Source organism: Mesorhizobium sp. P3_A2 (assembly GCF_056403115.1).
Genome location: NZ_JBFUGC010000001.1, coordinates 217,945 through 244,525 on the forward strand (window position 1 = coordinate 217,945; position 26,581 = coordinate 244,525).

20 protein-coding genes are annotated in these 26,581 nt (G+C 63.9%); 10 read left to right on the forward strand and 10 right to left on the reverse strand.

The features are described from left to right. Window positions 1-82: 82 nt before the first annotated feature. The 9 genes from AC1DXM_RS01025 to AC1DXM_RS01065 all read right to left on the reverse strand — a co-directional run bounded on the left by AC1DXM_RS01025 (window position 83) and on the right by AC1DXM_RS01065 (window position 11,041). Window positions 83-838: an FkbM family methyltransferase gene (locus tag AC1DXM_RS01025; protein ID WP_477231357.1), complete on the reverse strand. Its 756-nt coding sequence runs from the start codon at window positions 836-838 to the stop codon at window positions 83-85. Then, complete coding sequence (locus tag AC1DXM_RS01030; RefSeq protein WP_477231358.1) at window positions 835-2,070, reverse strand: hypothetical protein; 1,236 nt, start codon at window positions 2,068-2,070, stop codon at window positions 835-837. The genes AC1DXM_RS01025 and AC1DXM_RS01030 overlap by 4 nt, the downstream gene beginning before the upstream one ends. Before the next feature lie 15 nt (window positions 2,071-2,085). Continuing rightward, window positions 2,086-3,516: an aspartate aminotransferase family protein gene (locus AC1DXM_RS01035; protein WP_477231943.1), complete on the reverse strand. Its 1,431-nt coding sequence runs from the start codon at window positions 3,514-3,516 to the stop codon at window positions 2,086-2,088. A 68-nt stretch (window positions 3,517-3,584) separates the two neighbouring features. Then, window positions 3,585-4,592 (reverse strand): NAD-dependent epimerase/dehydratase family protein, encoded by a 1,008-nt coding sequence (locus AC1DXM_RS01040; RefSeq protein ID WP_477231359.1) that lies wholly within the window; start codon window positions 4,590-4,592, stop codon window positions 3,585-3,587. Then, window positions 4,589-5,023 (reverse strand): EamA family transporter, encoded by a 435-nt coding sequence (locus tag AC1DXM_RS01045; protein WP_477231360.1) that lies wholly within the window; start codon window positions 5,021-5,023, stop codon window positions 4,589-4,591. Before AC1DXM_RS01045 ends, AC1DXM_RS01040 begins: the two co-directional genes overlap by 4 nt. A gap of 107 nt (window positions 5,024-5,130) precedes the next feature. Next, complete coding sequence (locus AC1DXM_RS01050; RefSeq protein ID WP_477231361.1) at window positions 5,131-6,498, reverse strand: FAD-binding oxidoreductase; 1,368 nt, start codon at window positions 6,496-6,498, stop codon at window positions 5,131-5,133. A 3-nt stretch (window positions 6,499-6,501) separates the two neighbouring features. Next, window positions 6,502-7,935 carry a UbiA family prenyltransferase gene (locus AC1DXM_RS01055; RefSeq protein WP_477231362.1) on the reverse strand — a complete coding sequence of 478 codons (1,434 nt, stop codon included), beginning with the start codon at window positions 7,933-7,935 and terminating at the stop codon, window positions 6,502-6,504. Between the two features lie 207 nt (window positions 7,936-8,142). Beyond that, the gene (locus AC1DXM_RS01060; protein ID WP_477231363.1) at window positions 8,143-8,406 is read right to left on the reverse strand and encodes a hypothetical protein; all 264 of its coding nucleotides are present in this window, start codon (window positions 8,404-8,406) and stop codon (window positions 8,143-8,145) included. A gap of 145 nt (window positions 8,407-8,551) precedes the next feature. Then, on the reverse strand, window positions 8,552-11,041 hold the full coding sequence (locus tag AC1DXM_RS01065; RefSeq protein ID WP_477231364.1) for a mechanosensitive ion channel family protein: 2,490 nt from the start codon (window positions 11,039-11,041) through the stop codon (window positions 8,552-8,554). 184 nt (window positions 11,042-11,225) lie between these two features. Here AC1DXM_RS01065 and AC1DXM_RS01070 point away from each other — a divergent pair, with 184 nt between their 5' ends. The 5 genes from AC1DXM_RS01070 (at window position 11,226) to AC1DXM_RS01090 (ending at window position 17,998) form a co-directional block, all read left to right on the forward strand. Further along, a complete protein-coding gene (locus AC1DXM_RS01070) occupies window positions 11,226-12,485 on the forward strand; it encodes a sarcosine oxidase subunit beta (RefSeq protein ID WP_477231365.1) in 1,260 nt (419 codons plus the stop codon). 12 nt (window positions 12,486-12,497) lie between these two features. After that, a complete protein-coding gene (locus AC1DXM_RS01075; RefSeq protein WP_436260471.1) occupies window positions 12,498-12,794 on the forward strand; it encodes a sarcosine oxidase subunit delta in 297 nt (98 codons plus the stop codon). Beyond that, complete coding sequence (locus AC1DXM_RS01080; protein WP_477231366.1) at window positions 12,791-15,787, forward strand: sarcosine oxidase subunit alpha; 2,997 nt, start codon at window positions 12,791-12,793, stop codon at window positions 15,785-15,787. The genes AC1DXM_RS01075 and AC1DXM_RS01080 overlap by 4 nt, the downstream gene beginning before the upstream one ends. Further along, window positions 15,780-16,397, forward strand: a complete 618-nt coding sequence (locus AC1DXM_RS01085) for a sarcosine oxidase subunit gamma (RefSeq protein WP_477231367.1) — start codon at window positions 15,780-15,782, stop codon at window positions 16,395-16,397. The genes AC1DXM_RS01080 and AC1DXM_RS01085 overlap by 8 nt, the downstream gene beginning before the upstream one ends. A 158-nt stretch (window positions 16,398-16,555) precedes the next feature. Continuing rightward, window positions 16,556-17,998 carry an MFS transporter gene (locus AC1DXM_RS01090; protein ID WP_477231368.1) on the forward strand — a complete coding sequence of 481 codons (1,443 nt, stop codon included), beginning with the start codon at window positions 16,556-16,558 and terminating at the stop codon, window positions 17,996-17,998. 18 nt (window positions 17,999-18,016) lie between these two features. Here AC1DXM_RS01090 and AC1DXM_RS01095 read toward each other — a convergent pair whose 3' ends face one another. After that, the gene (locus tag AC1DXM_RS01095; protein WP_477231369.1) at window positions 18,017-18,721 is read right to left on the reverse strand and encodes a nitroreductase; all 705 of its coding nucleotides are present in this window, start codon (window positions 18,719-18,721) and stop codon (window positions 18,017-18,019) included. A gap of 283 nt (window positions 18,722-19,004) precedes the next feature. On the opposite strand from AC1DXM_RS01095, the gene AC1DXM_RS01100 reads away from it, so the two are divergent. Genes AC1DXM_RS01100 through AC1DXM_RS01120 form a run of 5 tightly spaced genes read left to right on the forward strand, consistent with a single transcriptional unit; the run spans window position 19,005 to window position 26,537 of the window. Further along, a complete protein-coding gene (locus AC1DXM_RS01100; protein WP_477231944.1) occupies window positions 19,005-19,547 on the forward strand; it encodes a helix-turn-helix domain-containing protein in 543 nt (180 codons plus the stop codon). A gap of 15 nt (window positions 19,548-19,562) precedes the next feature. After that, window positions 19,563-22,016 (forward strand): GcvT family protein, encoded by a 2,454-nt coding sequence (locus tag AC1DXM_RS01105; RefSeq protein WP_477231370.1) that lies wholly within the window; start codon window positions 19,563-19,565, stop codon window positions 22,014-22,016. Further along, entirely contained in the window at window positions 22,013-22,912 is a 900-nt protein-coding gene (locus AC1DXM_RS01110) for a homocysteine S-methyltransferase family protein (RefSeq protein ID WP_477231371.1), read from the forward strand. Before AC1DXM_RS01105 ends, AC1DXM_RS01110 begins: the two co-directional genes overlap by 4 nt. Beyond that, window positions 22,912-24,093: a pyridoxal phosphate-dependent aminotransferase gene (locus AC1DXM_RS01115; RefSeq protein WP_477231372.1), complete on the forward strand. Its 1,182-nt coding sequence runs from the start codon at window positions 22,912-22,914 to the stop codon at window positions 24,091-24,093. Before AC1DXM_RS01110 ends, AC1DXM_RS01115 begins: the two co-directional genes overlap by 1 nt. Continuing rightward, window positions 24,090-26,537, forward strand: a complete 2,448-nt coding sequence (locus AC1DXM_RS01120; RefSeq protein WP_477231373.1) for a GcvT family protein — start codon at window positions 24,090-24,092, stop codon at window positions 26,535-26,537. Before AC1DXM_RS01115 ends, AC1DXM_RS01120 begins: the two co-directional genes overlap by 4 nt. The last annotated feature ends 44 nt before the right edge of the window (window positions 26,538-26,581 follow it).

Sequence of the window (26,581 nt, forward strand, 5' to 3'; positions counted from 1 at the left end):
CGGATGGAGCTACCGCCTGTTTGCGACACGTCGCAGATGCGGCGCGACCAGCGCGCCGGCGTGTCGTCAGTGGCGATCTATCTCAGGCAAAGGCCCAGATGTCCTCGGCCTGGAACCCGACCTGGTAGCCCGCGGTCTTCAGCTTGACCACGACCTGGCCAATTTCCGGGGCGGGCAGCGCGCCGACCTCGACCTTGATCATGCCGGGACGGTAACGCTTGAGCTCGAGCTGCTCAAAGACGATCCAGTCGGCGCCCTCGCAATCAACCAGAAAGGCGTCGATGTAGGTGATGCCGTTGCGATCGAGCAGCGTCTGCAGCGTTTCCGACGGCACCTCGATATCCCTGAGATGCGGGGCGAATTTGTTGAAATTGGCATCGGCCGCGCCCCAGGCATTCTTGCCCGACATCAAATTGGTGTCGGTGACCGACGAGCAGCCGATGAACTCGATCGGCAGCGTGCCGGCCTCGAGCGCTGCGGCATCGAAAGTGTGGACGGTGATCGTGCCCTTGGTTTTGGTCACCGCCACCGGCTCGATGACGAAGCGTTCGGTATCGGGGTAGTTGGCACGCAGGCGTTTCTGATTGTACGGGATCGGCTCGACCAGCACGGCCCGCGCCCGCGGAATGCGATGCAGCCATGGCGTGACGTCGTCGAACAGCGCGCCGTCGCAAGCGCCGACATTGACCATCTGGAACGGTTGCCCGCCACCAAAGCGCGCCTTCAGCGCCGCCTTGGCCAGGAATTTCGTGCCATGCAGCGCCGGCCCACGGTCGAGCAGGCCGGCGGGCAGGCCGAGCGAAAGAGCAATGCGCGCCAGGCCGGAAACGGAACTCATGGCTTATCTCCGGGAATGGCGTGCAAGGCGATGGGCCGCCTTCCATTCAGGTTTGCCGACGCCCACAGCGCCATGACCGGACCCACCAGCAGCAGGAAGGGCGGCAAAAGGTTGGGGAAATAGATGCGGGTGTCGTGGATCGGAAAGACGGTGAACTTCGCCAGCACGCCAAGCACAAGTGCTGCCAGCAGAATGCCGGCACGGCGCTCGAGTTGGAAGCCGGCGCGGCTGAGCGCAAGCCACCCGGCCAGCGCCAGCACCGAGACGCCGACCCAGCTGTTGAGCTCAATGGCGCGAATGAAGGATGCGGCAAACGCCTTGAGATACGCGCCCACCGAAAATGGCGGCTCGAAACCATCCATATTGTAGTGCTGCTCGATGCTGGAGAACCACAGATGCGGCCACCAGCCGGGATGCTGGGCCCAGTGCGAGATGGCGAAATAGGCGACAAAGGACGCGGCAAAGCCGGCCAGCACCCCCCATGCCCGCTGCCGGAAAACCACCAGCAGCACAGCGAAGATGGCCAGGAACACGATGTTGTCGGGACGCGCCATGAAGGCGAGGAAGAGCAACACCGCCGTTGCCACTTCGCGGCCGCGCACATAGGCAAGCAGGCCGCCGAGGAACAGCGCAGAACACAACAGATCCGGCGTCGAGGCGCGCGCCGCATCGCCGAAATCGGCCATGATCAGCACCGCGCCGACCACCGGCGCCAGCGCCAGCCCGCCTTCGGTTCGCAGCCAGAGCAGCGCGATCATCCCGAACAGCAGCACCGAGACGACCTGCAGCAGCCGCATCGCCTCCACCGGCGACATCACCGCGCTCATCGTCGACAGCATCTCGGCGTAGAGGAACTTGATCCGGTACATGCCAAGCAGCGAGTGGAAGTCGGAAGCATTTTCAGCCATATGGCTGCGGAAGCCGCCGCCATCGTCGGTCAGCGCCTTGTAGTCGGCGGCCGACACACCGGCCTGGACCGTGCTGTAGGCATAATCATGCAGCGCCTGCGCATCGGGGTAAGCGCCCTCCTCGGCAATGGCGAGGTAGGGCAGCATGTCCCAATTGGCGTCGGGCATCGTCCAGGCGGTAAAGGCCGTGAGCAGGATGTAGAGCGAAAACGCGATCGCACCGATCGGCGCCGCCCACCGCGCATAAGTCCCCTCGCCCCACGCCAGACCGGCGGCCGTCAACCGGTCGAGTGTGTTTTGCGCGGCGGGAGACTTGCTCAGCATCATCAGGCTCGGGACTTAACGGACTTGGCTTTTGACGAAATCCTTCACGATCGACACGATGCCGCGCGACAACAGGCTGTCGAAGGCATCGACGAAACGGTCGACATGCTCGCGCTGGCAGATCAGCGGCGGCTCAAGGCGGATGACGTTGCGGTTGTATTCGGTGAAGGCGACGAGCACATCATAGTCGCGCAGCAACAACGCGCCGACGAAGCCCGACAGCGAACCCTTCAGCTTGTCGTCGAGCACGCTGACGATCGGCCGCAGCACCATCGGCAAGGTCTGCGAGAAATCGTGGAACTCGAGCCCGACCATAAAGCCCTTGCCGCGCACATCCTTGATGATCTTCGGATATTTTTCCTTTAGCGCCTGCAGACGCTGCAGCAAGTAATCGCCGGTCGAGGCGGCGTTGTCGATCAGCCCCTCGTCATAGAGCACGTTGATGCCCTCGATCGCGGTGACGCAGGCCTCGCCCATGCCGCCGAAGGTGGCCATGGCATGGATCATCGCCGTCTTCGGCGTGCCATAGGCCTTCATGTAAACCTCGCGCCGGGCGATCATCGCGCCGACCGCCGCCTTGCCGGCGCCGAGCGACTTGGCCAGCGCGGTCACATCGGGCACGACACCGTAGTGTTCGAAAGCATAGAAGCGGCCCGAACGGCCATAGCCGCACTGCACTTCGTCAGCCACCCACAGCACGCCATACTGGTCGCACAGCGCGCGCAGCTTCTGCCAGTATTGCGCCTCTGCCTGGATAATGCCGCCGCCACCCTGGATGGTTTCGAGCACGATGACGCCGACCTCCGGGTCGGAGCGGAACAGGCGCTCGACCGCCTCGATGTCGGCAAACGGGATCCGCACCGTGTTGTCCGCCATCTTGAAGTCCGCGCGGTAGAGTTGGCCGTCGGTGATGCCGAGCACACCCTTGGTCTTACCGTGGAAGGAGTTCTCGGCATAGACGATCTTCGGCCGTTTCGGGCCGGCGGCGCGCTCGGCGAGCTTCACCGCCGCTTCCATCGCTTCCGAGCCGGACGATCCCAAAAACACCATGTCGAGATCGCCGGGCGAGCATTTGGCGATGTTGTGCGCAAGTGCGGCCGCATATTGCGACATGAAGGCGATGGCGATTTCCTGGCGCTTTTCCTCCTGGAACTTGCGGCGAGCCTCCAGGATGCGCGGATGGTTGTGACCGAAGGCGAGCGAACCGAAGCCGCCGAAGAAGTCGAGAATCTTGCGGCCGTTCTGGTCGACGTAGAACATGCCTTCGGCGCGTTCGATCTTGATCTTGTGGAAGCCGAGCAGCTTCATGAAGTGCAGCTGGCCCGGATTGAGATGCGCCTTGAACAGGTCGGTCATGCGCGCGACATCCATCGACTTCGCCTGCTCGACGCTGATCAGATCGGGCTTGGCAATAGTGGTGGGCGACAGCGCCGGCGCATTGACCATGGTGCGCGCGTTCGTCTGCTCAGGCTTGGCCATGACGGTCATCTCGGAGTTCTCCTGGTCGTCCCATCTTATTCGGCAGGGACATGATTGGCGGTGACGGCAAGGCCGTCCTTCTTGGCGCGGTACTCGCTGTAGGCGGCGATCAGCATGTCCTCGTCGCGATATTGCGGCACCCAGCCGAGCTGGCGCTCGGCCTTGGACACGTCGAGCACGCACTCCTCATCGGCGATCAGATATTGTTCGGGATCCATGATCGGCATGTTCATGAGATCGAGCAGGTCGAGCGTGCGCTTGACTGCCCAGCCCGGCGTCGGGATCAGCAACGATTTGGAGCCGGCGTGCCTGATCAGGTCGCCGAGCAATTTCTTCACCGGCGGCGGATTGAGCGAGCCCAGATTATAGGCCTCATTGGGCACGCCGGCCTTCCAGGCCGCGCGAGCGGCCTCCGCGCAGTCGAAAACAGAAATGAACTGATAGGGGTTCCTGCCCGAACCGATCATCGGCACCGGAAGGTTCCAGTCGATCAGCTTGAACAGTTTTTCCAATATGCCGAGACGGCCGGGGCCGATGATCAGGCGCGGCCGGAACAGCGAGATCGACATTCCACGCTTGCGCCATTCGGCGGCGAGCTCCTCGGTCTTCTGCTTCGACCAGCCATATTCGCCGAGCGGCGCGACCGGATGCTCCTCGGTCATCGGCTGGGTCACCGTATGGCCGTAGATCATGTCGGTGGTGTAGTGGACGAGCTTGGGCGCGCCGGCTCTGTCCATCGCCTGCATGATGTGTTCGGTGCCGTTAAAATTCACCGGGAAGAAGAAGTCGTGGCGCTTGGCGCGCACCTGGATCGGCGACAGCATCTTGGCCGACAGATTGTAGACCATGTCGTCGGCCTTCAATCCGACCTTGGCCACTGAGGCCGGATCGGTCACATCGCAGGTGACGAAGCGAACCGAACGATAATGCGGCAGGTCGCTCTTGACGATGTCGGCAACGACAACCTCTTCACCGTCGGCCACAAGCTTCGGGGCAAGATGACGGCCGACGAAGCCGTCACCGCCGAAAATGATATGTCTCATCGAACGGTCTCGCTGCTGCTGATCTTGTCGGGGCTGATGGAAGCCGTCTGGTCCTCATGCCCGCGCCCGCTTTGCGCGATCAGCACGGTGCCGACGCAGATGAAGGCGATGCCGGCAATGCGCCAGGCGTTGAGGTCCTCGCGGAAGATGAAATAGGCGAAGATCGCGACCGCGACATAGGCAAGGCTGAGGAACGGATAGGCAAAACTGAGCTCGACCTTGGACAGCACATAGAGATGCGAGGCCATCGAGATGACGAAGGTGCACAGGCCGAGGAACACCCAAGGGCTGAAGACGATCTGCAGGAGCTTCAGAAGCGGGTTGGTGCCTTCGAACGAAACCGGGCCGAGCGACATCATGCCTTGCTTCAGCATCAGCTGCGCCGCGGCATTGGTCATGACTGTGAACAGAATGAAGGCGATATATTTCATATTTTCCACCCGCCGCTTGGCATGGTCCTACTACTAACCTGCAAACATTTCGTGAAGCCACGACAATGTTTGAATTACCCTGGAATTTACGGTCTATTTACCATAAACTATTCGATTTCTACCTGTTCCGCCGCCTCGACACGCCCCGGCCGCAAGGCGAGTTTTTTCGCTGTCCGCAGCCAGAAACTGGACATGAACGCCGGGTCGCGCAGCGCCTCCAGCCGCGGCCAGTCCGGGAAGGAGGCCGCAAAAACGTCGGCGCCCATTCGTGCATCCTTGTAAGGATTGACCGCGCCGCCGGCCGCGACGGTGATGCGGTCGAGTTCGCCAAGCAGTGCCAGCGTCCTGCCGCCGCGATTGGGGAAATCGAGCGTCAGCGTGAAGCCGGGCCGTGGAAACGACAGCAGACCCGGCGAGCGGATCGAGCCGAAGCGCTTCAGCACGGTGAGGAAAGAGCCCTGCCCGGCCCGCCGCGCCGCGTCCAGCAGCGCCGGCACGGTCTGGCGCGCTGCATGTTCCGGCACCACACTTTGGTGCTGGTAGAGACCTTTGGGGCCATAGAGCCGGTTCCAGTCACCGACGCCGTCCAGTGGAAAGAAAAAGCCCTGATAGCCGGTTTGGCGCGGCGCCGCCGAGCGCCCTTTCTTCCACCGGTAGGCGGCGTTGAAAGCAGTCAGGAACGGCCGGTTGAGCACGTTGAACGGCGGCTGGATCGGCACCGAAAGGCGGGAACCGGCGCGAGACGCCGCATGCGAGCCATGCTCGGCGTGATTGCCCGACAACAACAGGCCGCGCCCGCGGCCATGGCCGCCGGCAAGCTGGTCGATCCAGGCGACGGCATATTCATTGGCCTGGTCGGCGGCCTCGGCCAGTTCGAAGAATTCACCAAGGTCGGCAAATCGCGTCGCGGTCTCGACGATGTCGAGAGAAGGCACCCGCATCAGCCGGATCGAGGCCGACAGGATCAGGCCGGTCAGCCCCATGCCGCCGATTGTTGCCGCAAACAGCCGGGCATTGTCCGTTGCCGAGCAAATGTAGGTCCGCCCGTCCGAACGCAGCAGCGTCAGCGATTCGACATGGCAACCAAAAGTGCCGCGCCGGTGATGGTTCTTGCCGTGGACGTCGTTGGCGATGGCGCCGCCAAGGGTGACGAACTGGGTACCGGGAACCACCGCCGGAAAGAAGCCGTGGGGTGCGGCGTGCGCAATGATGTCGGACAGGAGCACGCCAGCTTCCGCTTCGAGCAGGCCGGTCTCCGCATTGAAGGCACCAATACGGTTCAGCGGCCGCATGTCGACGACCGCACCTGGCTCGTTCTGGCAGGAATCACCGTAGGAACGACCGTTGCCATAGGCGAGCAAGCCGTTTGCCTTCGCCTTGCCGCTCTTCATCAGCTCGACAGCCGTATCGGCCGCGGTGGTCCGCTTTGCGGCCGGCGTGGCGCGGCCGAAACTCTGGAACCGTTCGCCCGCCACGCTCTACCAGCCTCCAGCGACCAGCAGTGCGGCGCCGATAGCCACGATGATCTGGCTGCGCCAGTCGCGGATGATGAAGACGACGGGATCGTCGTTCATCTCGTCGCGGCGCGCCAGGATCCAGACGCGCATGGTCAAATACAGCACGATCGGCGCCAGCGGCCAGACCAGCCAGGGATGCGGATAGAGTTCGCGCACGGCGGCGCTGTCCATATAGAGCGCCAGCACCAGCGCCGAGGAGAAGGCCGACGCCATGCCGGCCTGGGCGACGATCTCCTGGTCTTCGATGCGGTAGCCGCGGCCTGCAATACGCTCGCCCACCGGAATGGCGGTGGTGCGCAGTTCGACATAGCGCTTTACCAGCGCCAGCGACAGGAAGAAGAAAATCGAGAAGGCGAGCAGCCAGAACGAGACCTCGACGCCGGTTGCCGCCGCGCCCGCCAGCACGCGCACCGTGTAGAGGCCGGCCAGCGTCAGCACGTCGACCAGAAGCATGCGCTTGAACGACAGCGAATAGGCCGTGGTCACCACAATGTAGCCGGCGAGCACACCCAGGAACTCGATCGGCAGCAGAAGCCCGGCGGCAATGCCGATCGCCAACAGGCCGGCCATCGCGCCAATGCCGAACGGGATCGACAGCGCGCCGCTGGCGAACGGCCGGTTGCGTTTGGTCGGGTGCTTGCGGTCGAGCGCAAGGTCGAAGAAATCGTTGAGGATGTAGATGGCCGAAGCCACCGCACTGAAGGAGACGAACGCCAGCAGACATTGCCAGATCATGTTGGCGTTGAAGTATTCGTGCGACAGCACCATCGGCACCGCGATCAGCGAATTCTTCAGCCACTGATGCATCCGCAGCATCTTGACGAATGTCTTCAATGTCCTTTTCGGCGCCGGCATCGTTTCGGCGCTATGCGCGGCCTGCCAGCGCCTCGCGTGGCGGTCGGGCGCCACGACGATGGCGTCGCGCGCGGCTTCGAACACCTTGAGATCGTGACGGCTGTTACCGGCATAGTCGAACCCGCCATCGCCATAGGCGGCGATGAGCGCGTCGCGCTTGCGGCCCGAGGTCATGTTGTGTGGACCGTCGGTCGCCAGCACATAATCGAAGATGCCCAGATGGGCGGCAATCGCCTCGGCGAACTTGCGTGGCGTACCTGTCGCCAGCACGATCTTGCGGCCGTCCACCTGGTCGGCTCGCAGGCGCTGCAGCAGCGCTTCGCGATAGGGCAGCGAGGCCGGATCGATGTCGATGCGGTCCGCGATGGCTTGCTTCAGCCGCGCCGGGCCGGCGGCCAGCCAGAATGGAACCAGGAAGATATAGAGTGGATTCTTCTTGAGAAGGATGAACAGACCTTCCCACAGAAGGTCGGTGGCAATCAGCGTGCCGTCGAGGTCGACCGCAAGCGGGATTGCGTTCTTGTCCGACCGCGCATCCATGTCTGTCCTGTCCTGCTCGTAAACCCATCGCGCCGTGTTTCGGCGTCTTCGCAAGGGTATAGCGGCGGAACGGCATAGTGAACGTTAAAACGCCTGGTTGCAGCCGGTAGACGCGATGATATTTCCCGCGTCATTGTTAAGCAATTGCTACCACGAACAATAAAAGGCCGGGCATTGCCCGGCCTCTACAAGAGCTACCCGTCAACGTTACTTGATGCGGGCGACGCCGCCCGAAATCTCGACCGTTTCCGAGCCGGTCAGGGCCTCGAGGTCGCCATTAGGCAAGGTGACGAAACAGCCGTTGGGGCAGAATTCCACGGTCTCGCCGGCGGCCAGCGCCAGCTCCGTCTTGCCGCCGCCTTCCGTCACGATCAGCGTACGGGTCTCAGCGTCCTTGTTGACCGCGCTGGCGGCAAAGGCCGAGCCACTCGCTGCGGTAAAAGCGATGGCAACGACGAGCGACTTCCACATTTTGCAATATCGGTGTTTCCACACCGCCTCTGTTGCATTTCACAAGGCATTATCGCCTTTGCATGTGAGCTTATATGAGATGCAAGCTGAACCGCAACTGAATGCCGCATTCATGCCGTAATTGGTTTGGGAGGAGCCCGAGCCCCTAGCTGGGGTCGGGTTTGCGCGCCTTGCGGCCTGTTTTGGCCAGGCGCGCCTTCTCGGCAGCGGCTTCGGCCTCCGCCTGCTCCTTCTCGGCGAACTCGACTTCGATCTTGTCGTCGTCGAGCGGCCATGCCTCGGTCTGCTTGACCTTTATTTCGGCGCGTGGCGTCGAAGGGATCTCGATATGCTCGCTCTCGAAAGCATCGAGCACGGCAAAGCGGATATCGTTCTGAACGATGGCGCCGTTCAGCACATCGGCCAGGAACACGCGGATCTCGAACTCGAGCGCCGCCGGTCCGAAATTGGTGAACAGCACGAACGGTTCCGGGTTCTTCAGCACCAGCAGATGGCTGCGTGCGATCTCCAAGAGGATGGCGTGCACCCGCTTGACGTCGCTGCCATAGGCGACGCCGACCTTGATCTCCACACGCCCTAGCTTGTTGCGGTGCGTCCAGTTGCCGACGGCGTTGTTGATCAGGTTCGAATTGGGCAGGATTACCGATTGCCGCTGGAAGGTCTCGATCTCGGTGGCGCGCACGCTGATCTTCTTGACCGTGCCTGAGGTGTCGCCGGCGACGATCCAGTCGCCGACCTTGAATGGCCGCTCGGCAAGCAGGATCAGGCCGGACACGAAGTTGGACACGACATTCTGCAGGCCAAAACCGATACCGAGGGAAAGTGCGCCGGCAACGAGCGCCAGGTTGGAGAGATCGATACCCGCCGCCGAGATGCCGACGAGGCCGGCAACGGCGACGCCGGCATAGCCGACCGCCAGCCGGATCGAATTGCGCACGCCGGTATCGACCTTGCCGCGCGCCATCACCGAACCGTCGAGCCAACCCTGGAACCAGCGGGTCAGGAAATAGCCGATGATGAAGACCACGATGCCGCTGAGGATGCCGGTGACCGAAATCGTCACCGAGCCGATGGTGATGCCTGTCGCCAGCTTGTAGGCCCAGGCCTGGATGTCGCCGGGCTGGAACCCCCACATGAACAGGATCAGCGGCAGGAACACCAGCACGATCATCAGATTGATGGCGACGCTGACCACCAGGCCGAGCTGGTCGAGCGCTGTGTCCTCGTAGCTGGCATTGGCCGACAGCCAGCGCCCGATCGAGGTGCCCGCGAAACCGCCCTCCTCGCCGATCTCGCGCGCCGACAAGAAGCCGATATAGGCAGTGACCAGGATAGTGCCGGTGACCACGACCTGGACCGAAACGAAGATGGCCAGGCCGATATAGCCGAACAGCGCTGCCACAATGGTGGACAGGCCGAGCACGATGGCGGTATAGCGCAGCCAGGCCGGCCATGGCCGCCAGCTTCCGTCTGAGCCCTTGTACGGCCTTAGCAGCGCCATCAGGATCAGGATGACGCCGACGATGATGGCGGCGACAAAACTTCTGGCGACCGTCAGCGACAGCGGCGAGCCCATACTGTCGTTGACCACCGCCAGGAAATAGTGGACGCCGATGACAATCGCCATGGCTGTCGTCAGCCGCACTAGCCAACGCGCCGGGCCGGTGTCAACCTGGATCAGGCGCCAGTTCGGCTGCCGCGGTTCCAGCGCCGCATTGGTCAGGCGGTTGACGCAGAAAACGACGGCGATGACGCCAGCCAGCGCGTTGAGGAAGAGGCCGATGTCGCCGCGCAGCACATTGTAATAATTGTACAGGAAGACCGTCGAAGCGAGAAAGGCGCCGACCGCCAGCGTCGGCAGCAAGGTCGACCAGAACGCCACCGACAGGCGGCTGAGATAGGTGGGGTCCTCGATCGATGGATCGGCTTCGAAGATACGCCCGAACAGGCGGCGTCCGCCGACGAACAATATCGCGGCCAGCCCCAACGACATGAAGGTCGCCGCGAGCATCGCCTGGAACTTGAACTTGAAGGCAAAGGTGAGCCAGGACGACACCGCCCTGAAAAGGTTGGCGTATTCGTCGCGGGCGTCGGAAAAAACCTGCGGGCTCAGCACGTCGGACAGCACGTAGCGCTTGGTCAGCAGGTTGCGGAACAGTTCGCTGCGCATATTGCCGATCTTGTCGATCAGCCCGCTGATGCGGATCGACAGGTTCTGAGCGCTGGCGACAACCGCGTTGATCTCGGCCTTTTCCGATGCCAGCGCCTGGCGCTCGCCGGTCACGATGTCGGGCTCCTGCGGCTGGCCCGCCGCCGGCGGCGGACCCAGCACTTCGATGCGATTGTTGATGTCGGTGAGCCGCGAACGGAACGCCAGCGCACTGGTCAGCGCCGCCCGCGACAGATCCTCCAGCTGCAGACGGATATCGACGAGGGAGGCATCGTCCTCGCCGTCCTGCTGTATTTTCTTCTCGAGATCGTCGGTCTTGGCCGTCAGGCCCTGGATGACCTTCTGCTGATCGGTGATCAAGCCGGCGGAGCCCTGGCCCAGCGCCTGCGCCATCGCCTCGAACGAAGGCGACGCCGAAATGACCAGCGTGAAAACCAAAATGAGGCGAAGCAATCTCAAGAGCATGACTATTGGCGACTCACGGGCGGCAAAGGCATTCAAAAAGCCTGTCCTTGATAAAGACGGCCATATCGTGGGGCAAGCCGTCGCATCGCGGCGTCGGCCAGTCGAAAAGCCATGGCGCAATCTTGGCTTTGCGCCCGCGGCCTGCTCTATAGTCTGCCGCATCGCACGAAGGATGGCATGAAGAATGGCGGAGTATTCAGCCCTTTCGCTTCTCACGAACGCGCTCAAGGGAAACCAGGACTGGAAGCCGGCCTGGCGCAAGCCCGAGCCCAAGGCCTCCTATGATGTCATCATCATCGGCGGCGGCGGCCATGGCCTGTCGACGGCGTATTATCTGGCCAAGGAGCACGGCATCACCAATGTCGCGGTGCTGGAGAAGGGCTGGCTGGGCTCCGGCAATGTCGGCCGTAACACCACGGCGGTGCGCTCCAACTACCTCCTGCCTTCCAACACCCGCTTCTACGAACATTCGATGAAGATGTGGGAGAACCTGTCACACGACCTCAACTACAACGTCATGTTCTCGCAGCGCGGCTGCCTGAACCTGGCCCATACGCCTGCCCAGTTCGACGACTATGCACGGCGCGGCAACGCCATGCGTCATCTCGGCGTCGACGCCGAGTTGATGAGCACCGCCGAGATCAAGCGGCTGGTACCGGCGCTGGACGTTTCGGCCTCGGCGCGCTTTCCAATCGTCGGCGGCCTGATGCAGCCGCGCGCCGGCACCGCCCGCCACGATGCGGTGGCCTGGGGCTATGCACGCGGCGCCGACCGGCGCGGCGTCGACATCATCGAGAATTGCGAGGTCACCGGCTTCCTGCGCGACGGCGACCGCATCACCGGCGTACAGACGACGCGCGGCGAAATCCGCGGCAAGAAGGTCGCTGTGGCGGTTGCCGGCAGCACCGGACGGGTGATGCAGCTTGCCGGCGTCGACAGAATGCCGATCGAGAGCCATGTGCTGCAGGCCTTCGTCACCGAATCGCTAAAACCCTTCATCGACACGGTGCTGACCTTTGGCATGGGCCATTTCTATATGTCACAGTCCGACAAGGGCGGCCTTGTCTATGGAGGCGACATCGACGGCTACAACAGCTACGCCCAGCGCGGCAACCTGCCGATCGTCGACGAGGTGATGAGCGAGATGCTGGCGCTGTTTCCCGGCCTTGCCCGCGTGCGCATGCTGCGCTCCTGGGGCGGTGTCTGCGACATGTCGATGGACGGCTCGCCGATCATCACCGCTGGGCCGCTGCCGGGCATGTATCTCAACTGCGGCTGGTGCTATGGCGGCTTCAAGGCGACGCCGGCTTCGGGCTGGTGCTTTGCATACACCATCGCCAAGGACGAGCCGCACGAGTTCAACGCGCCCTTCACGCTCGACCGATTTTATCGGGGGCTTGTGATCGACGACAAAGGCCAGGGCGCAACGCCTCGGCTGCATTAGGGTTGAATCAAAATGCTTATCACCTGTCCCTATTGCGGCCCGCGCGACGTCATCGAGTTCACCTATCAGGGCGACGGCAACCGCGAGCGCCCGCAGCCCAACTCGCAGGACCTCGACGCCTGGAACGCCTATGTCTACGACCGGCTGAACCCGGCCGGCGACCACAATGAGATCTGGCAGCACTCCGGCGGTTGCCGCACCCATCTGAGGGTGGTGCGCAACACGGTCACGCATGAGATTTCCAGCACCGGTTTCGCGCGCGGCGACCACAATGCCGCCGCCCGGCACAAGGCGGGGGGCAAGTCGTGAGCCCGCGTCGCATCGAGACCGGCGGCCGCATCGACCGGCTGCGCACTATCCGCTTCACATTTGACGGCACGCCCTACACCGGCCATACCGGCGACACGCTGGCCTCGGCCTTGCTTGCCAATGGCGTCACGCTGTTCGGCCGCTCGTTCAAATACCACCGCCCGCGCGGCGTGCTCTCGGCCGGCGTCGAGGAGCCTAACGCGCTTGTGACCGTGCTGCGCGGCGAAGTCCGCGAGCCAAACATCGCCGCGACCATGGTCGAGATCTACGACGGGCTGGTGGCCGTCAGCCAGAACCGCTTTCCCTCGCTCGCCTGGGACGTCAACGCCATCAACCAGCTTGGCGGCAAGATCCTGGCCGCCGGCTTCTACTACAAGACCTTCATGGGTCCGGTGTTCGGCCCGCTGAAAGGCACCCGCTTCTGGATGTTCTGCGAGCATTTCATTCGCCGCGCCGCCGGTCTCGGCAAGGCCGGCATTGCCGCCGACACCTCACGCTACGAGCGCATGAACGCGTTTTGCGATGTGTTGGTGGTCGGCTCCGGCCCGGCCGGCCTGTCGGCTGCAAAGGCCGCAACCGATCAGGGCGCGCGCGTCATCCTGGCCGAACTCGAGCCGCGTTTCGGCGGCTCGGCCAACTGGTCCGGCGAGACCATCGACGGCGCGCCGGCCGCCGACTGGGCGGCGCGCACCGTCAGCCAGCTCGAAGGCCACGACACGGTCCGCCTGCTGCCGCGCACCACGGTGTGGGGCTATTATGACGGCAACACACTGGCCGCGCTCGAGCGCGTCACCGATCACAAGGAAGTGCCTGGGAAGGGCGAACCGCGCCATCGCTACTGGGCCATCCGCGCCAAAACGGTGGTGCTGGCCACCGGCTCGTTTGAGCGGCCGCTGGTGTTTCCCGGCAATGACCGGCCGGGTGTGATGCTGGCGCATGCGGCCGAGCGCTACGCCAATGACTATGGCGTGCTGCCCGGCGACAGGATCGCGCTGTTCACCAACAATGACAGCGCCTATCGCTCGGCGCTGGCACTGAAGAAGGCCGGCGCGGCCATTGTCGCCATCATCGATGTGCGCCCCGAACTGTCGGCCGATATGCGGAGCCTGGCCGCCGAGGCCGAAGCCGAAATCCTCTCCGGCCATGCCGTGGTCGCCACCGAGGGCGGCAAGGCGCTCTCCGGCCTCAAGGTGCAGCGCTTCGACGTGAACTCCGGCTTGCTCAGCGGTGACGCCCGCAGTATCCACGCCGACTGCCTGCTGATGTCGGGCGGCTGGTCGCCGACCATCCATCTCGCCAGCCAGGCTGGCGCCAGGGCAGAATGGAACGCCGACCGCCAGGCCTTCCTGCCACCGAAGCCGACGCAACAGCGCTGGATCGGCGCCGGCGCTTTCAATGGCAGCTTTTCGACCGTCGAAGCCATCAATGAGGGCCGCGCCGCCGGCCTGTCCGCTGCAGGCGGCGCAAGCGCGCCGGCAGCCTTGCCCGATGTCGAAGCAGCCCCTGGGGATCCCAATCCGGCGCCGGTGTTCGAGATCAAGGCGAAAGGAAAAAGCTTTGTCGACTTCCAGCATGACGTCACCGCCGAGGACGTACGGCTGGCGCATCGCGAAGGCTTTGTCTCGGTCGAGCACCTGAAGCGTTACACCACGCTCGGCATGGCGACCGACCAGGGCAAGAACTCCAATGTGCCCGGTCTCGCCATCATGGCCGAGGCGCTGGGCAAGCCGATCCCGGAAGTCGGCACGACGCGCTTCCGTCCGCCCTATTCGGCGGTGTCGATCGGCTCGCTCGCTGCCGAACGCTTCGGCGATTTGAAGCCCGAGCGGCTGACGCCGATGCATGACTGGCACCCCGCCAATGGCGCGACCATGTATTCGGCCGGCCTCTGGTTCCGGCCGATGATCTACGGCCTTGCCGGCGAAACGATCGAGCAGGCCTATGTCCGCGAGGCCAAGGCGACGCGCGAAAGTGCCGGCATCGTCGACGTCTCGACGCTGGGCAAGATCGCCGTGCAGGGGCCGGATGCGGCCGATTTCCTCGACCGCGTCTACACCAACATGTTTTCCACGCTTGCCGTCGGCAAGGCCCGCTACGGGCTCATGCTGCGCGAGGATGGCCTCGCCTTCGACGACGGCACCACCTGGCGGCTCGGCGAACAGGATTTCCTGATGACCACCACCACGGCCAATGCCGGCAAGGTGATGCAGCATCTGGAATATTTCCTCGATGTCATCTGGCCGGAGCTGAAAGTTCACGTCACCTCGGTGACCGACGAATGGGCAGGTGCCGCGATCGGTGGGCCGAAGGCGCGGGCCATCCTCGCCGCCTGCGTCACCGGCACTGCCGTCGACAACACAGCCCTGCCCTTCATGGGCATTGTGCATGGACAGATTGCCGGCGTTCCGGTGATGATTTGCCGGCTGTCTTTCTCCGGTGAGATGGCCTTCGAGGTCTATTCCGGCGCTGGCTACGGTACCCATGTCTGGGAAGCCTTGATCGAAGCCGGCAAGCCGTTCGGCCTCGTCACCTACGGGCTGGAGGCGCTGGGCACGATGCGCATCGAGAAGGGTCATGTCACCGGCGCAGAGATCGACGGACGCACCACGGCGCGCGACCTGCATCTCGACTGGATGCTGTCGAAGAAGAAGCCGTTCATCGGCTCGGCGATGATGGACCGCGAAGGCCTGATCGCGCCCGACCGGCTGCAGCTGGTCGGCCTGGTCTCGCTCGACAACCGGCCGCTCAACGGCGGCGCCCACATCGTAGCGGAACTGGACCAGGCCAACCCGCACGATTCGCTCGGCCACATCACCGCCTGCTGCTACTCACCGGCGCTCGGCAAGCATATCGCACTGGCGCTGGTCGAGAGCGGCAAGGCGAGGCACGGCACCCGCGCCTTTGTCTCCGATCCGCTGCGCAAGCGGTTCGGGCCGGTGGAGATCGTCTCCAACCACTTCTACGACCCGGACGGGAGCCGCATGCATGGCTGAGCGCCAATCACGTGAAAGCCAACTACCTGAGCGCCGCTCGCCGCTCGAGCCGGTGTTCCATCCGGGTTCGCACGGCAATTTCGAACATGGCGTCGATGTCATCCTGACCGAGACCGGGCCGGGCTCGATCCTCCAGCTCGCCGCATGGCCGGGCGCGGAAAAGCAACTGATCGAGGCGATCCGCAAGGTCACCGGCCTCGCGCTGCCCGATGGCGCCGGCGGCGGTGTCGCCAAGGACGGCAAGGCCGTATTCGGCTTCGCGCCGGGAAAATTCACCGTCGTCGATGAGGCCGAGGGCCTGGCGGTGGCCTTTGCCAAGGCCGTCACCCCGGCCATCGGCACCGTCACCGACCTGTCGCATGGCCGCACCGCCATCCGCATCGCCGGGCCGAAGGCCGAATGGGTGCTGGCGAAATTCTTCGCCATCGACTTCGCGCTGCCCGCCTTCCCCGTCGGCGCCGGCCGCTCGACCACCCATCACGACGTCTTCGCCCAGATCCAGCGCACCGGCGCCGACCAGTTCGACATCTATGTCTTCCGCTCCTTCGCCCGTTCGTTCTGGAAGGCGCTTTGTCATGCCAGTGAGGAAGTCGGCTACGAGGTGCAGTAGGTGGCCGAATAGCCGTTCTGGCATCAAGGCCAGCCGGTTCTGCCGCTAGAGAATCCTGCTGCAGACGCCCATGATGGAAGATGTGGCCGTCCAACCGGTCCAAGGGGTCAAAAGATCCCGTCTCAGGGTCGGCATCGTCGTTTGGTTCGAACATCCCCATGACTGCAGAACTATCCGCCGGCGCCACGGATCGCGCCGATGTGTCGGCCAGAGCCTTGCTCCTGCTGCCGCTGACGGTCGCCTGCGGCGTGTTCATGACCAGCCTCGACCAGAATGTCGTGGTCACCGCCCTGCCCGGCATCAGTGAAAGCCTCGGCCGCCCACCGAGCCAGCTCGGCCTGCTGATCACCGTCTATGTCGCCAGTCTGATCATCTCGATGCCGCTTGGCGGCTGGGCAGCCGACCGCTTCGGCCTGCGCAATGTCTACTGCTTTGCCTTGCTGGCGTTCGCTGCGTCATCGGCGCTGTGCGGGCTGTCCAACGACATCTGGACGCTGGTCGGCGCCCGCGCGCTGCAAGGCTTCGGCGGCGCCTTGATGGGCACGCTCGGCCAGGTCGTCATCCTGTCGACCTTCCCGCGCAGCCGCACGCTGAAGATCAACATGTACATTTCGCTCGCCGGCCAGTCCGGACCGCTTGTCGGGCCGCTCGTCGGCGGCGCGCTGACCACCTACATTTCCTGGCGCTGGATCTTCTTCATCAACGTGCCGTTCGCGCTGGCGGCCGCCGTCCTTGCCGCCTCGCTGTTCCCTACGGTCACCAAACCGGTGCGCACGCCGTTCGATTTTCCGGGTTTCCTGCTGGTCGGCAGCGGCATGGTTCTCTTGGTCTTCGGCATGGATTCGCTTGCGGCGAAAGATGCAAGCAGCAGCATGATCGCGGCCGAGCTGGCGCTGGCGATCGTCATCCTCACGGTTGCCTCCTTCTACTGCCTGCGTGCCCGCAACCCCTTGCTTGACCTGAAGCTCCTGCGCATCCGCACCTTCCGCATCTCCTTCCTCACCGGAGGCGGGCTGGACACGATCGGACTGAGCTCCGTCGTCTTCTTGCTGCCGCTGATGTTCCAGCTCGGCTTCGGAATGAGCGCAGTGCAGGCGGGATCGCTGACCTTCGTCGCGGCGATCGGCTCGCTGATCATGCGTGTCTTCATGCCGCGGCTGCTCAACCGCTTCGGCTTTCGCCGCGTGCTGGTTGTCAACACACCGATCGTTGCCGCCATGGTTGCCGGCTTCGCCTTGATAGAGGCCACCACGCCGGTCTGGATCGTGCTTGCCTACATATTCGCCTTCGGTGTCCTGCGCTCGGCGCAGTGGGCTTCGACCGGCAATCTCGCCTATTCCGACATTGCGCCCGACCAACTCGCCCGCTTCAGCGCGCTCTATTACATACTGTGGCAGCTGGCGGTGGCGATCAGCGTCGGCCTGGCAGCCGCACTGCTGTCGTTCCTGGCCGGCGGCGGGCCGGCCGTGACCAACGATTTCCGCATCCTGTTCGTGGTGGAGGGCGTCATCACGCTGTGCGCGCTGATCGCCTATCTCAAGCTGACGCCGCAGGACGGCGCCCATGTCAGCGGCCATGGCGCACAGCTGAATGTCGAATAGGACCCCGTTAGCTGTCCCTTATTCGCTGAACGTCACCCACTCTTCCAACGGCACACGGTCGGTGCGGAAGTCATTTTCGGGCTTGGACGTATCCTCATGGCCGAGCGCCATGCCGCAGACGACGATCTCCTCGTCGGGAATGTTGAGCACCGGCCGGATCTGCCGGTGATAGGGTGCAAACGCCGCCTGCGGGCAGGTGTGCAGGCCCCTGCCCCGCGCGGCGACCATGATGTTCTGCAAAAACATGCCGTAGTCGATCCACGAGCCCTGGTTCAGCCGTCGGTCGATGGTGAAGATCATGCCGACCGGCGCATCGAAGAAGACGAAGTTGCGGTCGTGCTGGGCGCGCATCTTGTCGACCTCACGGCGGCCGATGCCGAGGGCGCCGTACAGCCCGAAACCATTCGCGCGCCGGCGAGTGAGATAAGGTTCGAAGAACTGGGTAGGATAATAGCGATACTCGTCCCAATCGGCCTTTTCGGCGCGAATGCCGGAGTTGAGGATGGCATCTGATATCTGCTGCTTGATCTCGCCCTTGACCACATAGACCCGCCATGGCTGCATGTTGGTGCCGGAAGGCGCGCGCGCGGCGACGGAGAGAATGGCGCGGATCGTCTCGTCATCGACCATGTCGGGCAGGAAGGCGCGCACCGAGCGGCGCGACAGGATCGCCTCGTCGACAACAGCCGCGTCCTGCGCAACCTCTGCGTTTTTTTTCAGCATGGGCCGTCCCTTTGCGCATACCCGGAAAGCCGAAACGGCTATCAGAGAAGACCTTGCGCGGATTCCAAACCTTGGTCGCCGACCGGACGTCCCCACACTCGCCGTTCGTGGCCGAGCCTTTGCATGAACCGTCAAAATCGCGCAAGCAAATCTTGTGGCCCCATGAAAATCCCCTTGATTTTTTCACGCGTGTGGGGTCTCATGAAATTCACTCCAGAATTTTCATCAAGTGAGCGTTTTGCCCCCAGCTATCGCCAAAACATTGCAGGGATCTGACGAGCGCCTGCTGGCGAGCGACATCCGTGCGCTGCGCAAGGCGCGTGGGCTGACGCTGGCCGAGATCGCGCTCAAGCTCGGCCGCTCCGTCGGTTGGGTCAGTCAGGTCGAGCGCGGCCTGTCGATCCCTTCGCTGGGCGACCTCCGGGCCGTCGCCGACCTGTTCGGCGTGCCGCTCAGCCTGTTCTTTAGCCACGACGTGCCGATCGAGAAGGAACGTGGCGTGATCGTGCGCGCCGGCAGCCGGCGCACGCTTGGCACAAGCGAATCCGGCCTGGTGGAGGAGCTTCTATCGCCCGATCTCGGCGGTAGTTTCGAGATGGTGCGCTCGATCTTCGCGCCGGGCGCGGAGATGAAGAGCGGGCAGCTGCGGCCGACCGAGGAAGCCGGCTACATCGCCTCGGGCATTTTCGAGATCGAGATAGCGGGTGTCTGGCACCGTCTTGTCGAAGGCGATTCCTTCCGCTTCGAACGCAAGCCGTACCGCTGGCGCAATCCCGGCACCGAGCCGGCCGTGGTTATCTGGGTGGTTTCACCGCCTGTCTATTGAACGAGGGTTTCTAATATGGCCGGTTTGCCGACCACGGCACGCGTGGTGATCATCGGAGGTGGTGTTGTCGGCACCTCCTCGCTCTACCACCTGTGCAAAGCGGGCTGGACCGACTGCGTGCTGCTCGAAAAGAACGAGCTGACATCGGGCTCGACCTGGCACGCCGCCGGCAATGTGCCGACCTTCTCGTCCTCCTGGTCGCTGATGAACATGCAGCGCTATTCGACCGAGCTTTATCGCGGCTTGGCCGACGCAGTCGACTATCCCATGAACTATCACGTCACCGGCTCTCTGCGGCTCGCCCACTCCAAGGAGCGCATGCAGGAATTCCAGCGTGCCAAGGGCATGGGCCGCTACCAGGGCATGGACATCGACATTGTCGGACCCGACGAGATCAAGCGCCGCTACCCCTTCATCGAGACGCATGATCTCAAGGGCGCGCTCTACGACCCGAGCGATGGCGACATCGACCCGGCGCAGCTGACGCAAGCGCTGGCCAAGGGTGCGCGCGACATGGGCGCGAAAATCATCCGCTTCTGCCCGGTGTCAGGCGTGCGCCGCGAGAACGCTGAATGGGTGGTCGAGACGCCGCAAGGCGAGATCCGCTGCGAGATCGTCGTCAACGCCGCCGGCTACCGCGCGGCGGAAGTCGGCAAAATGTTCGGCCGCGACGTGCCGATGATGGTGATGAGCCATCAGTACATATTGTTCGAGGAAATCCCCGAACTCATGGCCTGGTCGAAGGAACAGGGCAAGAAACTGCCGCTGCTGCGCGACGTCGACACCTCCTACTATCTGCGCCAGGAAAAGAACGGCATGAATCTCGGCCCCTATGAGCGCAATTGCCGCGCGCATTGGGCGACCCACAACGATCCGATGCCGGAGGATTTTTCCTTCCAGCTCTTCCCTGATGATCTCGACCGTCTCGAGCATTATCTCGCCGACGCCGTCGCCCGCGTGCCGATCCTCGGCACTGCCGGCCTGTCCAAGGTGATCAACGGGCCGATCCCCTATGCGCCGGACGGCAACCCGCTGATCGGTCCGATGCCCGGCGTCCCCAACGCCTTCGAGGCCTGCGTCTTCACTTTCGGCATCGCGCAAGGCGGCGGCGCAGGCAAGGTGCTGGCCGAATGGGTGACGCAGGGCCAGACCGAATGGGACATGTGGTCCTGCGATCCGCGCCGCTTCACCGCCTTTGCCGCTGCACAAGACTACAGCGTCGCCAAGGGCATGGAGATCTACGGCAACGAATACGCCATCCAGTTCCCGCGCCATGCCTGGCCCGCGGCGCGTGACCGCAAGCTGTCGCCGATCCACGATCGCATCAAGGCGCTCGGCGCCCAGTTCGACGCCTATAATGGCTGGGAACGCGCCACCTGGTATGCGCAACCCGGTGACGACACGTCGGAAGAAGCGACGCTCACCTTCCGCCGCGAAGGGCCATGGCACCACCGCGTACGCGAAGAGTGCCTGGCGGTGCGCGATGCCGCCGGCATTCTCGACCTGCCCGGCTTCTCGCGCTTCAACCTCGAAGGCCCTGGCGCAGCCGAATGGCTGGCGCTGCAGGTCACCGGCCTGGTGCCCAAGCCCGGCCGCATCGGCCTCGTCTATTTCGCTGACGACAAGGGCCGCATCGTCACCGAGATGTCGGTGGTGCGTCGTGGCGAAGAGCAGATGACGCTGATCACCGCGGCGGTAGCGCAGTGGCACGATTTCGAATGGCTGAAGTCGCGCATGCCGAGGGACGCGGCTTTCACCCTCACCGACAGGACCGAAGACTATTCGACGCAAATCCTCGCCGGTCCCAGCTCGCGCAAGATCCTGGCCGAGGCCTGCGACGCGGATCTCTCGCTGCCCTGGCTGACGCATCAGGAAACCACGATCGCCGGCCGTTGGGCGAAGCTGGTGCGCGTGTCCTTCGCCGGCGAACTCGGCTGGGAAGTCCACACCAAGGTGGAAGACACCGCCGCCATCTTCGACGCCGTCTGGGCGGCGGGACAAAAACACGGGCTGAGACCGTTCGGCATGTATGCGCTGGATTCGCTGCGCCTCGAAAAGGGCTACCGGACCTGGAAGGGCGACCTGTCGACCGACTACACGATCCTGCAGGGCGGGCTCGAGCGCTTCGTCAAATGGGACAAGCCCGAGTTTCGCGGCAAGGCCGCACTCCAGAACGAAAAGCAGCAAGGCGTGAAGAAGCGCTTCGTTACGCTGGTGGTCGAAAACCCCGGCGATTGCGACGCGCCGTCGGTGTCGACACTGTGGCATGACGGCAGGATCGTCGGCGAGACGACCTCGGGCGGCTGGGGTCATCGTATCGACAAGTCGATCGCACTCGGCATGCTGCGCGCCGACCTGGCTGAGCCCGATACCGCCATCGAGATTGAAATCTTCGGCGACCGCTTCAAGGCGGTCGTGCAGAAGGACGAGCCGCTGTGGGATCCGAAGAACGAGAGGCTGCGGGCGTGAAGACTGTTATCCTCACCGATGGCGGTATGGGCCAGGAGCTGGTTCGCCGCAGCAAATCCGAACCGACGCCGCTGTGGTCGGCCAGGGTGCTGATCGACGAACCGGATCTGGTACGCGACCTGCATGCGGAATTCATCCGTGCCGGCGCCCGCGTCATCACCATCAATACCTATTCGGCCACACCGGAGCGGCTGGCGCGCGAGGGTGCGGAGGAACTGTTCAAGCCGCTCCAGAAGCGCGGCATCGAGCTTGCAAGGCAAGCTTGCGAGCAAGCTGGAGAGGCAACCATCGCCGGCTGCCTGTCGCCGCTGTTCGGCAGCTATGCGCCGGCGCTGACCATTTCCTATCAGGACACACTCGACATCTATCGCCGCATCGTTGCCGAGCAGGCGGACGGCGTCGATCTCTTTCTGTGCGAAACCATGGCCTCCGCCGATGAAGCGCGCGCGGCCGTCACGGCGGCATCGGAAAGCCGCAAGCCGGTCTGGGTGTCGTGGACGCTGGCCGACCACGGTACCCCGCGCCTGCGCAGCGGCGAAGCGATCGCCACGGCCTCCCGAGCACTCGACGGCCTGCAGCTCGCGGCACGGCTGGTCAATTGCTGTCGGCCCGAAGCGATCGCCGCTGCGCTTCCCGAGCTGATCGATCTCGGCGGCCCGGTCGGCGCCTATGCCAACGGCTTCACCTCTACCGAAGCGCTCAAGCACGGCGGCACCGTCGATGTGCTGCACGCCCGTCACGACCTTGGTCCGGACGCCTATGCCGACCAGGCGCTCGGTTGGGTCGATGCCGGCGCCAGCATCGTCGGCGGATGCTGCGAAGTCGGCCCTGCCCACATCGCTGCCTTGCGTGACCGGCTCGAACAGGCCGGTTACCAGATTTCGGGAGTTCAATGATGCCCAGACCGTCAAAGCGCATTTCCGGCATCGTGCCTTCGGGCAAGGATGGCTGGGAGGTCCACACCGAGGCCTGGGCCCGCAAGGAGGCCGGCCAGGACATCATCATGCTGTCGGTCGGCGACCATGATTTCGATACGCCGTCGCAGACGATCGAAGCCTGCGTGACGGCGGTTCGCGGCAGCAACCACCATTACACCCCGCTTCCCGGCGTCCCGCGCCTGCGCAGGGCGATGGCGGCGGCCTCGACCGCCTGCACCGGTATCGAGACAGGCCCCGAGCAGGTGATCGCCACACCCGGCGGCCAGGCCGCCCTTTACGCGGCGGTGCAGGCCGTGCTCGATCAGGGCGATCATGCCATTGTGGTGGCGCCTTACTACGCCACCTACCCCAACACGTTCAGCGCCGCGGGCGCCAGTTTTACCGTGGTCGAGACGCCGGCCGAGGACGGTTTCCAGCCACGCGCCGACAGGATCCGCGCGGCGCTGAAGCCCAACACCCGCGCCATCCTGATCAACACGCCGAACAATCCGACGGGCGCGGTCTATTCGCGCGAGCGGCTGGAGGAGCTGGCCGATATCTGCAAAGAGCACGATCTCTGGCTGCTGTCGGACGAGGTCTACTGGACGCTGGGCGGCGGCGAACACATTTCGCCGCGCGGCCTGCCCGGCATGGCTGAGCGCACGCTGGTCATCAATTCGATGTCCAAGAGCCACGGCATGACCGGCTGGCGCATGGGCTGGCTGACCGGCCCGGCTGAGATGATCACGCTGTTGACCAATCTCAATCTGGTCACGACCTACGGCCTGCCGGCCTTCATCTCGATCGCTTGCGCCGAGGCGCTGGAGAACCGCTACGGCGTCAAGGAGATCGCCGAGCGCTACGCGGCGCGCCGCACCGTCCTGCTCGACGCCGTGCGCGGCATGAACAATGTCACCGTGCACGGCTCCGAAGGCGGCATGTATGTCATGCTCGACATCTCGGCCGTGGAGCCCGACGACGAGAAATTCGCCTGGGCCTTTCTCGACCAGGAAAAGGTCGGCGTCATGCCGGGCTCCAGCTTCGGCAAGGCCGCCGCCGGCCATATCCGCATCAGCCTCTGCCAGCCTGAACCGGTGCTTCAGGAAGCCGCAAAACGCCTGCGCCGCTTCGCATCCAGCTATCGCCGCGAGGCCGCATGACCAAAGCCATTCCTACCAAAGCCCGCGCCGTGATCATCGGCGGCGGCGTCTCCGGCTGTTCCGTCGCCTATCATCTCGCCAAGCTCGGCTGGACCGACATCGTGCTGTTGGAGCGCAAGCAGCTGACCTCGGGCACGACCTGGCACGCCGCCGGCCTGATCGGCCAGTTGCGCGGCTCGCAGAACATGACGCGGCTGGCGAAATATTCCGCCGACCTCTACGTCAAGCTGGAAGCCGAGACCGAGGTCGGCACCGGCATGCGCCAGGTCGGCTCGATCACCGTGGCGCTGACCGAGGAGCGCAAGCATGAGATCTACAGACAGGCGTCGCTCGCCCGCGCCTTCAATGTCGATGTGCGCGAGATTTCACCCAATGAAGTCAAAGAGATGTATCCGCATCTCAACGTGTCAGACGTCGTCGGCGCGGTGCACCTGCCGCTCGACGGCCAGTGCGATCCGGCCAACATCGCCATGGCGCTGGCCAAGGGCGCGCGCCAGCGCGGCGCCACCATCGCCGAGAATGTGAAGGTCACCAAGGTCCACACCAAGGCCGGCCGCGTCACCGGCGTCTCGTGGGCGCAAGGCGAGGACCAGGGCACGATCCAGGCCGACATCGTCGTCAACTGCGCCGGCATGTGGGCGCGTGAACTCGGCGCACAGAACGGCGTCACCATCCCGCTGCATGCCTGCGAGCATTTTTACCTTGTCACCGAGCCAATCGCCGGTCTCGGCCGCTTGCCGGTGCTGCGCGTTCCCGACGAATGCGCCTACTACAAGGAAGATGCCGGCAAGATGATGCTTGGCGCCTTTGAGCCGGTGGCCAAACCCTGGGGCATGGACGGCATCCGCGAGGATTTCTGCTTCGACCAGTTGCCCGAGGACATGGAGCACTTCGAGCCGATCCTCGAAATGGGCGTCAACCGCATGCCGATGCTGGCGACAGCCGGCATCCATACCTTCTTCAACGGCCCCGAAAGCTTTACCCCGGACGACCGCTACTATCTCGGCGAGGCGCCGGAGCTATCGGGATATTGGATGGCGACCGGCTATAACTCGATCGGCATCGTCTCCTCCGGCGGCGCCGGCATGGCGCTGGCGCAATGGATCAACGATGGCGAAGCGCCCTTCGACCTCTGGGAAGTCGACATCCGCCGCGCCCAGCCGTTCCAGAAGAACCGCCGCTACCTGAAGGAGCGCGTCTCCGAAACGCTCGGCCTTCTCTATGCCGACCATTTTCCTTACCGGCAGATGGCAACGTCCAGGAATGTCAGGCGCTCGCCGCTGCATGAGCATCTGAAGGCGCGCGGCGCGGTCTTCGGCGAGGTCGCCGGCTGGGAGCGCGCCAACTGGTTCGCCCGCGACGGACAGGAACGCGAGTACCGCTATTCCTGGAAGCGGCAGAACTGGTTCGACAACCAGCGCGAGGAACATCTGGCGGTCCGCAACAAGGTCGGTCTGTTCGATATGACCTCGTTCGGCAAGATCCGCGTCGAGGGCCGCGACGCCTGTGCCTTCCTGCAAAGACTCTGTGCCAACGACATGGACGTGGCGCCGGGCAAGATCGTCTACACCCAGATGCTCAACCAGCGCGGCGGTATCGAGAGCGATCTCACGGTGTCACGGCTGTCGGAGACAGCCTATTTCCTCATCGTGCCCGGTGCGACGCTGCAGCGCGATCTCGCCTGGCTGCGCCGGCATGTCGGCGAGGAATTCGTCGTCATCACCGATGTGACGGCGGCCGAAAGCGTCCTCTGCCTGATGGGGCCGGATGCGCGAAAACTGATCCAGAAAGTCAGCCCCAACGATTTTTCCAATGAGAACAATCCGTTCGGCACTTTCCAGGAGATCGAGATCGGCATGGGCCTCGCGCGCGCCCATCGCGTCACCTATGTCGGCGAACTCGGCTGGGAGCTCTATGTCTCGACCGATCAGGCGGCGCACGTCTTCGAGGCGATCGACGAGGCCGGCGCGGATGTCGGCCTGAAACTCTGCGGCCTGCATACGCTCGATTCCTGCCGCATCGAAAAGGCCTTCCGCCATTTCGGCCACGACATCACCGACGAGGACAATGTGCTGGAGGCCGGCCTCGGCTTTGCGGTCAAGACCGCCAAGGGCGAGTTCATCGGCCGCGATGCGGTGCTCAAGAAAAAGGAAGCCGGCCTGTCACGCCGGCTGGTGCAGTTCCGCATGAAAGACCCAGAGCCCCTGCTCTTCCACAATGAGGCGATCCTGCGCGACGGCAAGATCGTCGGCCCGATCACCTCCGGCAACTACGGCCATCATCTTGGTGGCGCAATTGGGTTGGGTTATGTGCCCTGTCTGGGCGAGAGCGAAGCGGACGTGCTTTCCTCGTCCTACGAGATCGAGATCGCCGGCGAGCGCTTTGCGGCGGAGGCATCGCTGAAGCCGATGTACGATCCGAAGGCAGAACGGACGAAGATGTAGCGCCTCTTCCTTCGCCCCGTTTACGGGGAGAAGGTGGATCGGCG

Coding starts and splice junctions, on each gene's coding strand:
- AC1DXM_RS01070 (WP_477231365.1), top strand. CDS start 11,226: ATGGCGGAGTATTCAGCCCTTTCGCTTCTCACGAACGCGCTCAAGGGA.
- AC1DXM_RS01035 (WP_477231943.1), bottom strand. CDS start 3,516: ATGGTCAATGCGCCGGCGCTGTCGCCCACCACTATTGCCAAGCCCGAT.
- AC1DXM_RS01060 (WP_477231363.1), bottom strand. CDS start 8,406: ATGTGGAAGTCGCTCGTCGTTGCCATCGCTTTTACCGCAGCGAGTGGC.
- AC1DXM_RS01085 (WP_477231367.1), top strand. CDS start 15,780: ATGGCTGAGCGCCAATCACGTGAAAGCCAACTACCTGAGCGCCGCTCG.
- AC1DXM_RS01065 (WP_477231364.1), bottom strand. CDS start 11,041: ATGCTCTTGAGATTGCTTCGCCTCATTTTGGTTTTCACGCTGGTCATT.
- AC1DXM_RS01030 (WP_477231358.1), bottom strand. CDS start 2,070: ATGCTGAGCAAGTCTCCCGCCGCGCAAAACACACTCGACCGGTTGACG.
- AC1DXM_RS01075 (WP_436260471.1), top strand. CDS start 12,498: ATGCTTATCACCTGTCCCTATTGCGGCCCGCGCGACGTCATCGAGTTC.
- AC1DXM_RS01040 (WP_477231359.1), bottom strand. CDS start 4,592: ATGAGACATATCATTTTCGGCGGTGACGGCTTCGTCGGCCGTCATCTT.
- AC1DXM_RS01025 (WP_477231357.1), bottom strand. CDS start 838: ATGAGTTCCGTTTCCGGCCTGGCGCGCATTGCTCTTTCGCTCGGCCTG.
- AC1DXM_RS01055 (WP_477231362.1), bottom strand. CDS start 7,935: ATGGATGCGCGGTCGGACAAGAACGCAATCCCGCTTGCGGTCGACCTC.
- AC1DXM_RS01120 (WP_477231373.1), top strand. CDS start 24,090: ATGACCAAAGCCATTCCTACCAAAGCCCGCGCCGTGATCATCGGCGGC.
- AC1DXM_RS01095 (WP_477231369.1), bottom strand. CDS start 18,721: ATGCTGAAAAAAAACGCAGAGGTTGCGCAGGACGCGGCTGTTGTCGAC.
- AC1DXM_RS01045 (WP_477231360.1), bottom strand. CDS start 5,023: ATGAAATATATCGCCTTCATTCTGTTCACAGTCATGACCAATGCCGCG.
- AC1DXM_RS01115 (WP_477231372.1), top strand. CDS start 22,912: ATGCCCAGACCGTCAAAGCGCATTTCCGGCATCGTGCCTTCGGGCAAG.
- AC1DXM_RS01090 (WP_477231368.1), top strand. CDS start 16,556: ATGACTGCAGAACTATCCGCCGGCGCCACGGATCGCGCCGATGTGTCG.
- AC1DXM_RS01105 (WP_477231370.1), top strand. CDS start 19,563: ATGGCCGGTTTGCCGACCACGGCACGCGTGGTGATCATCGGAGGTGGT.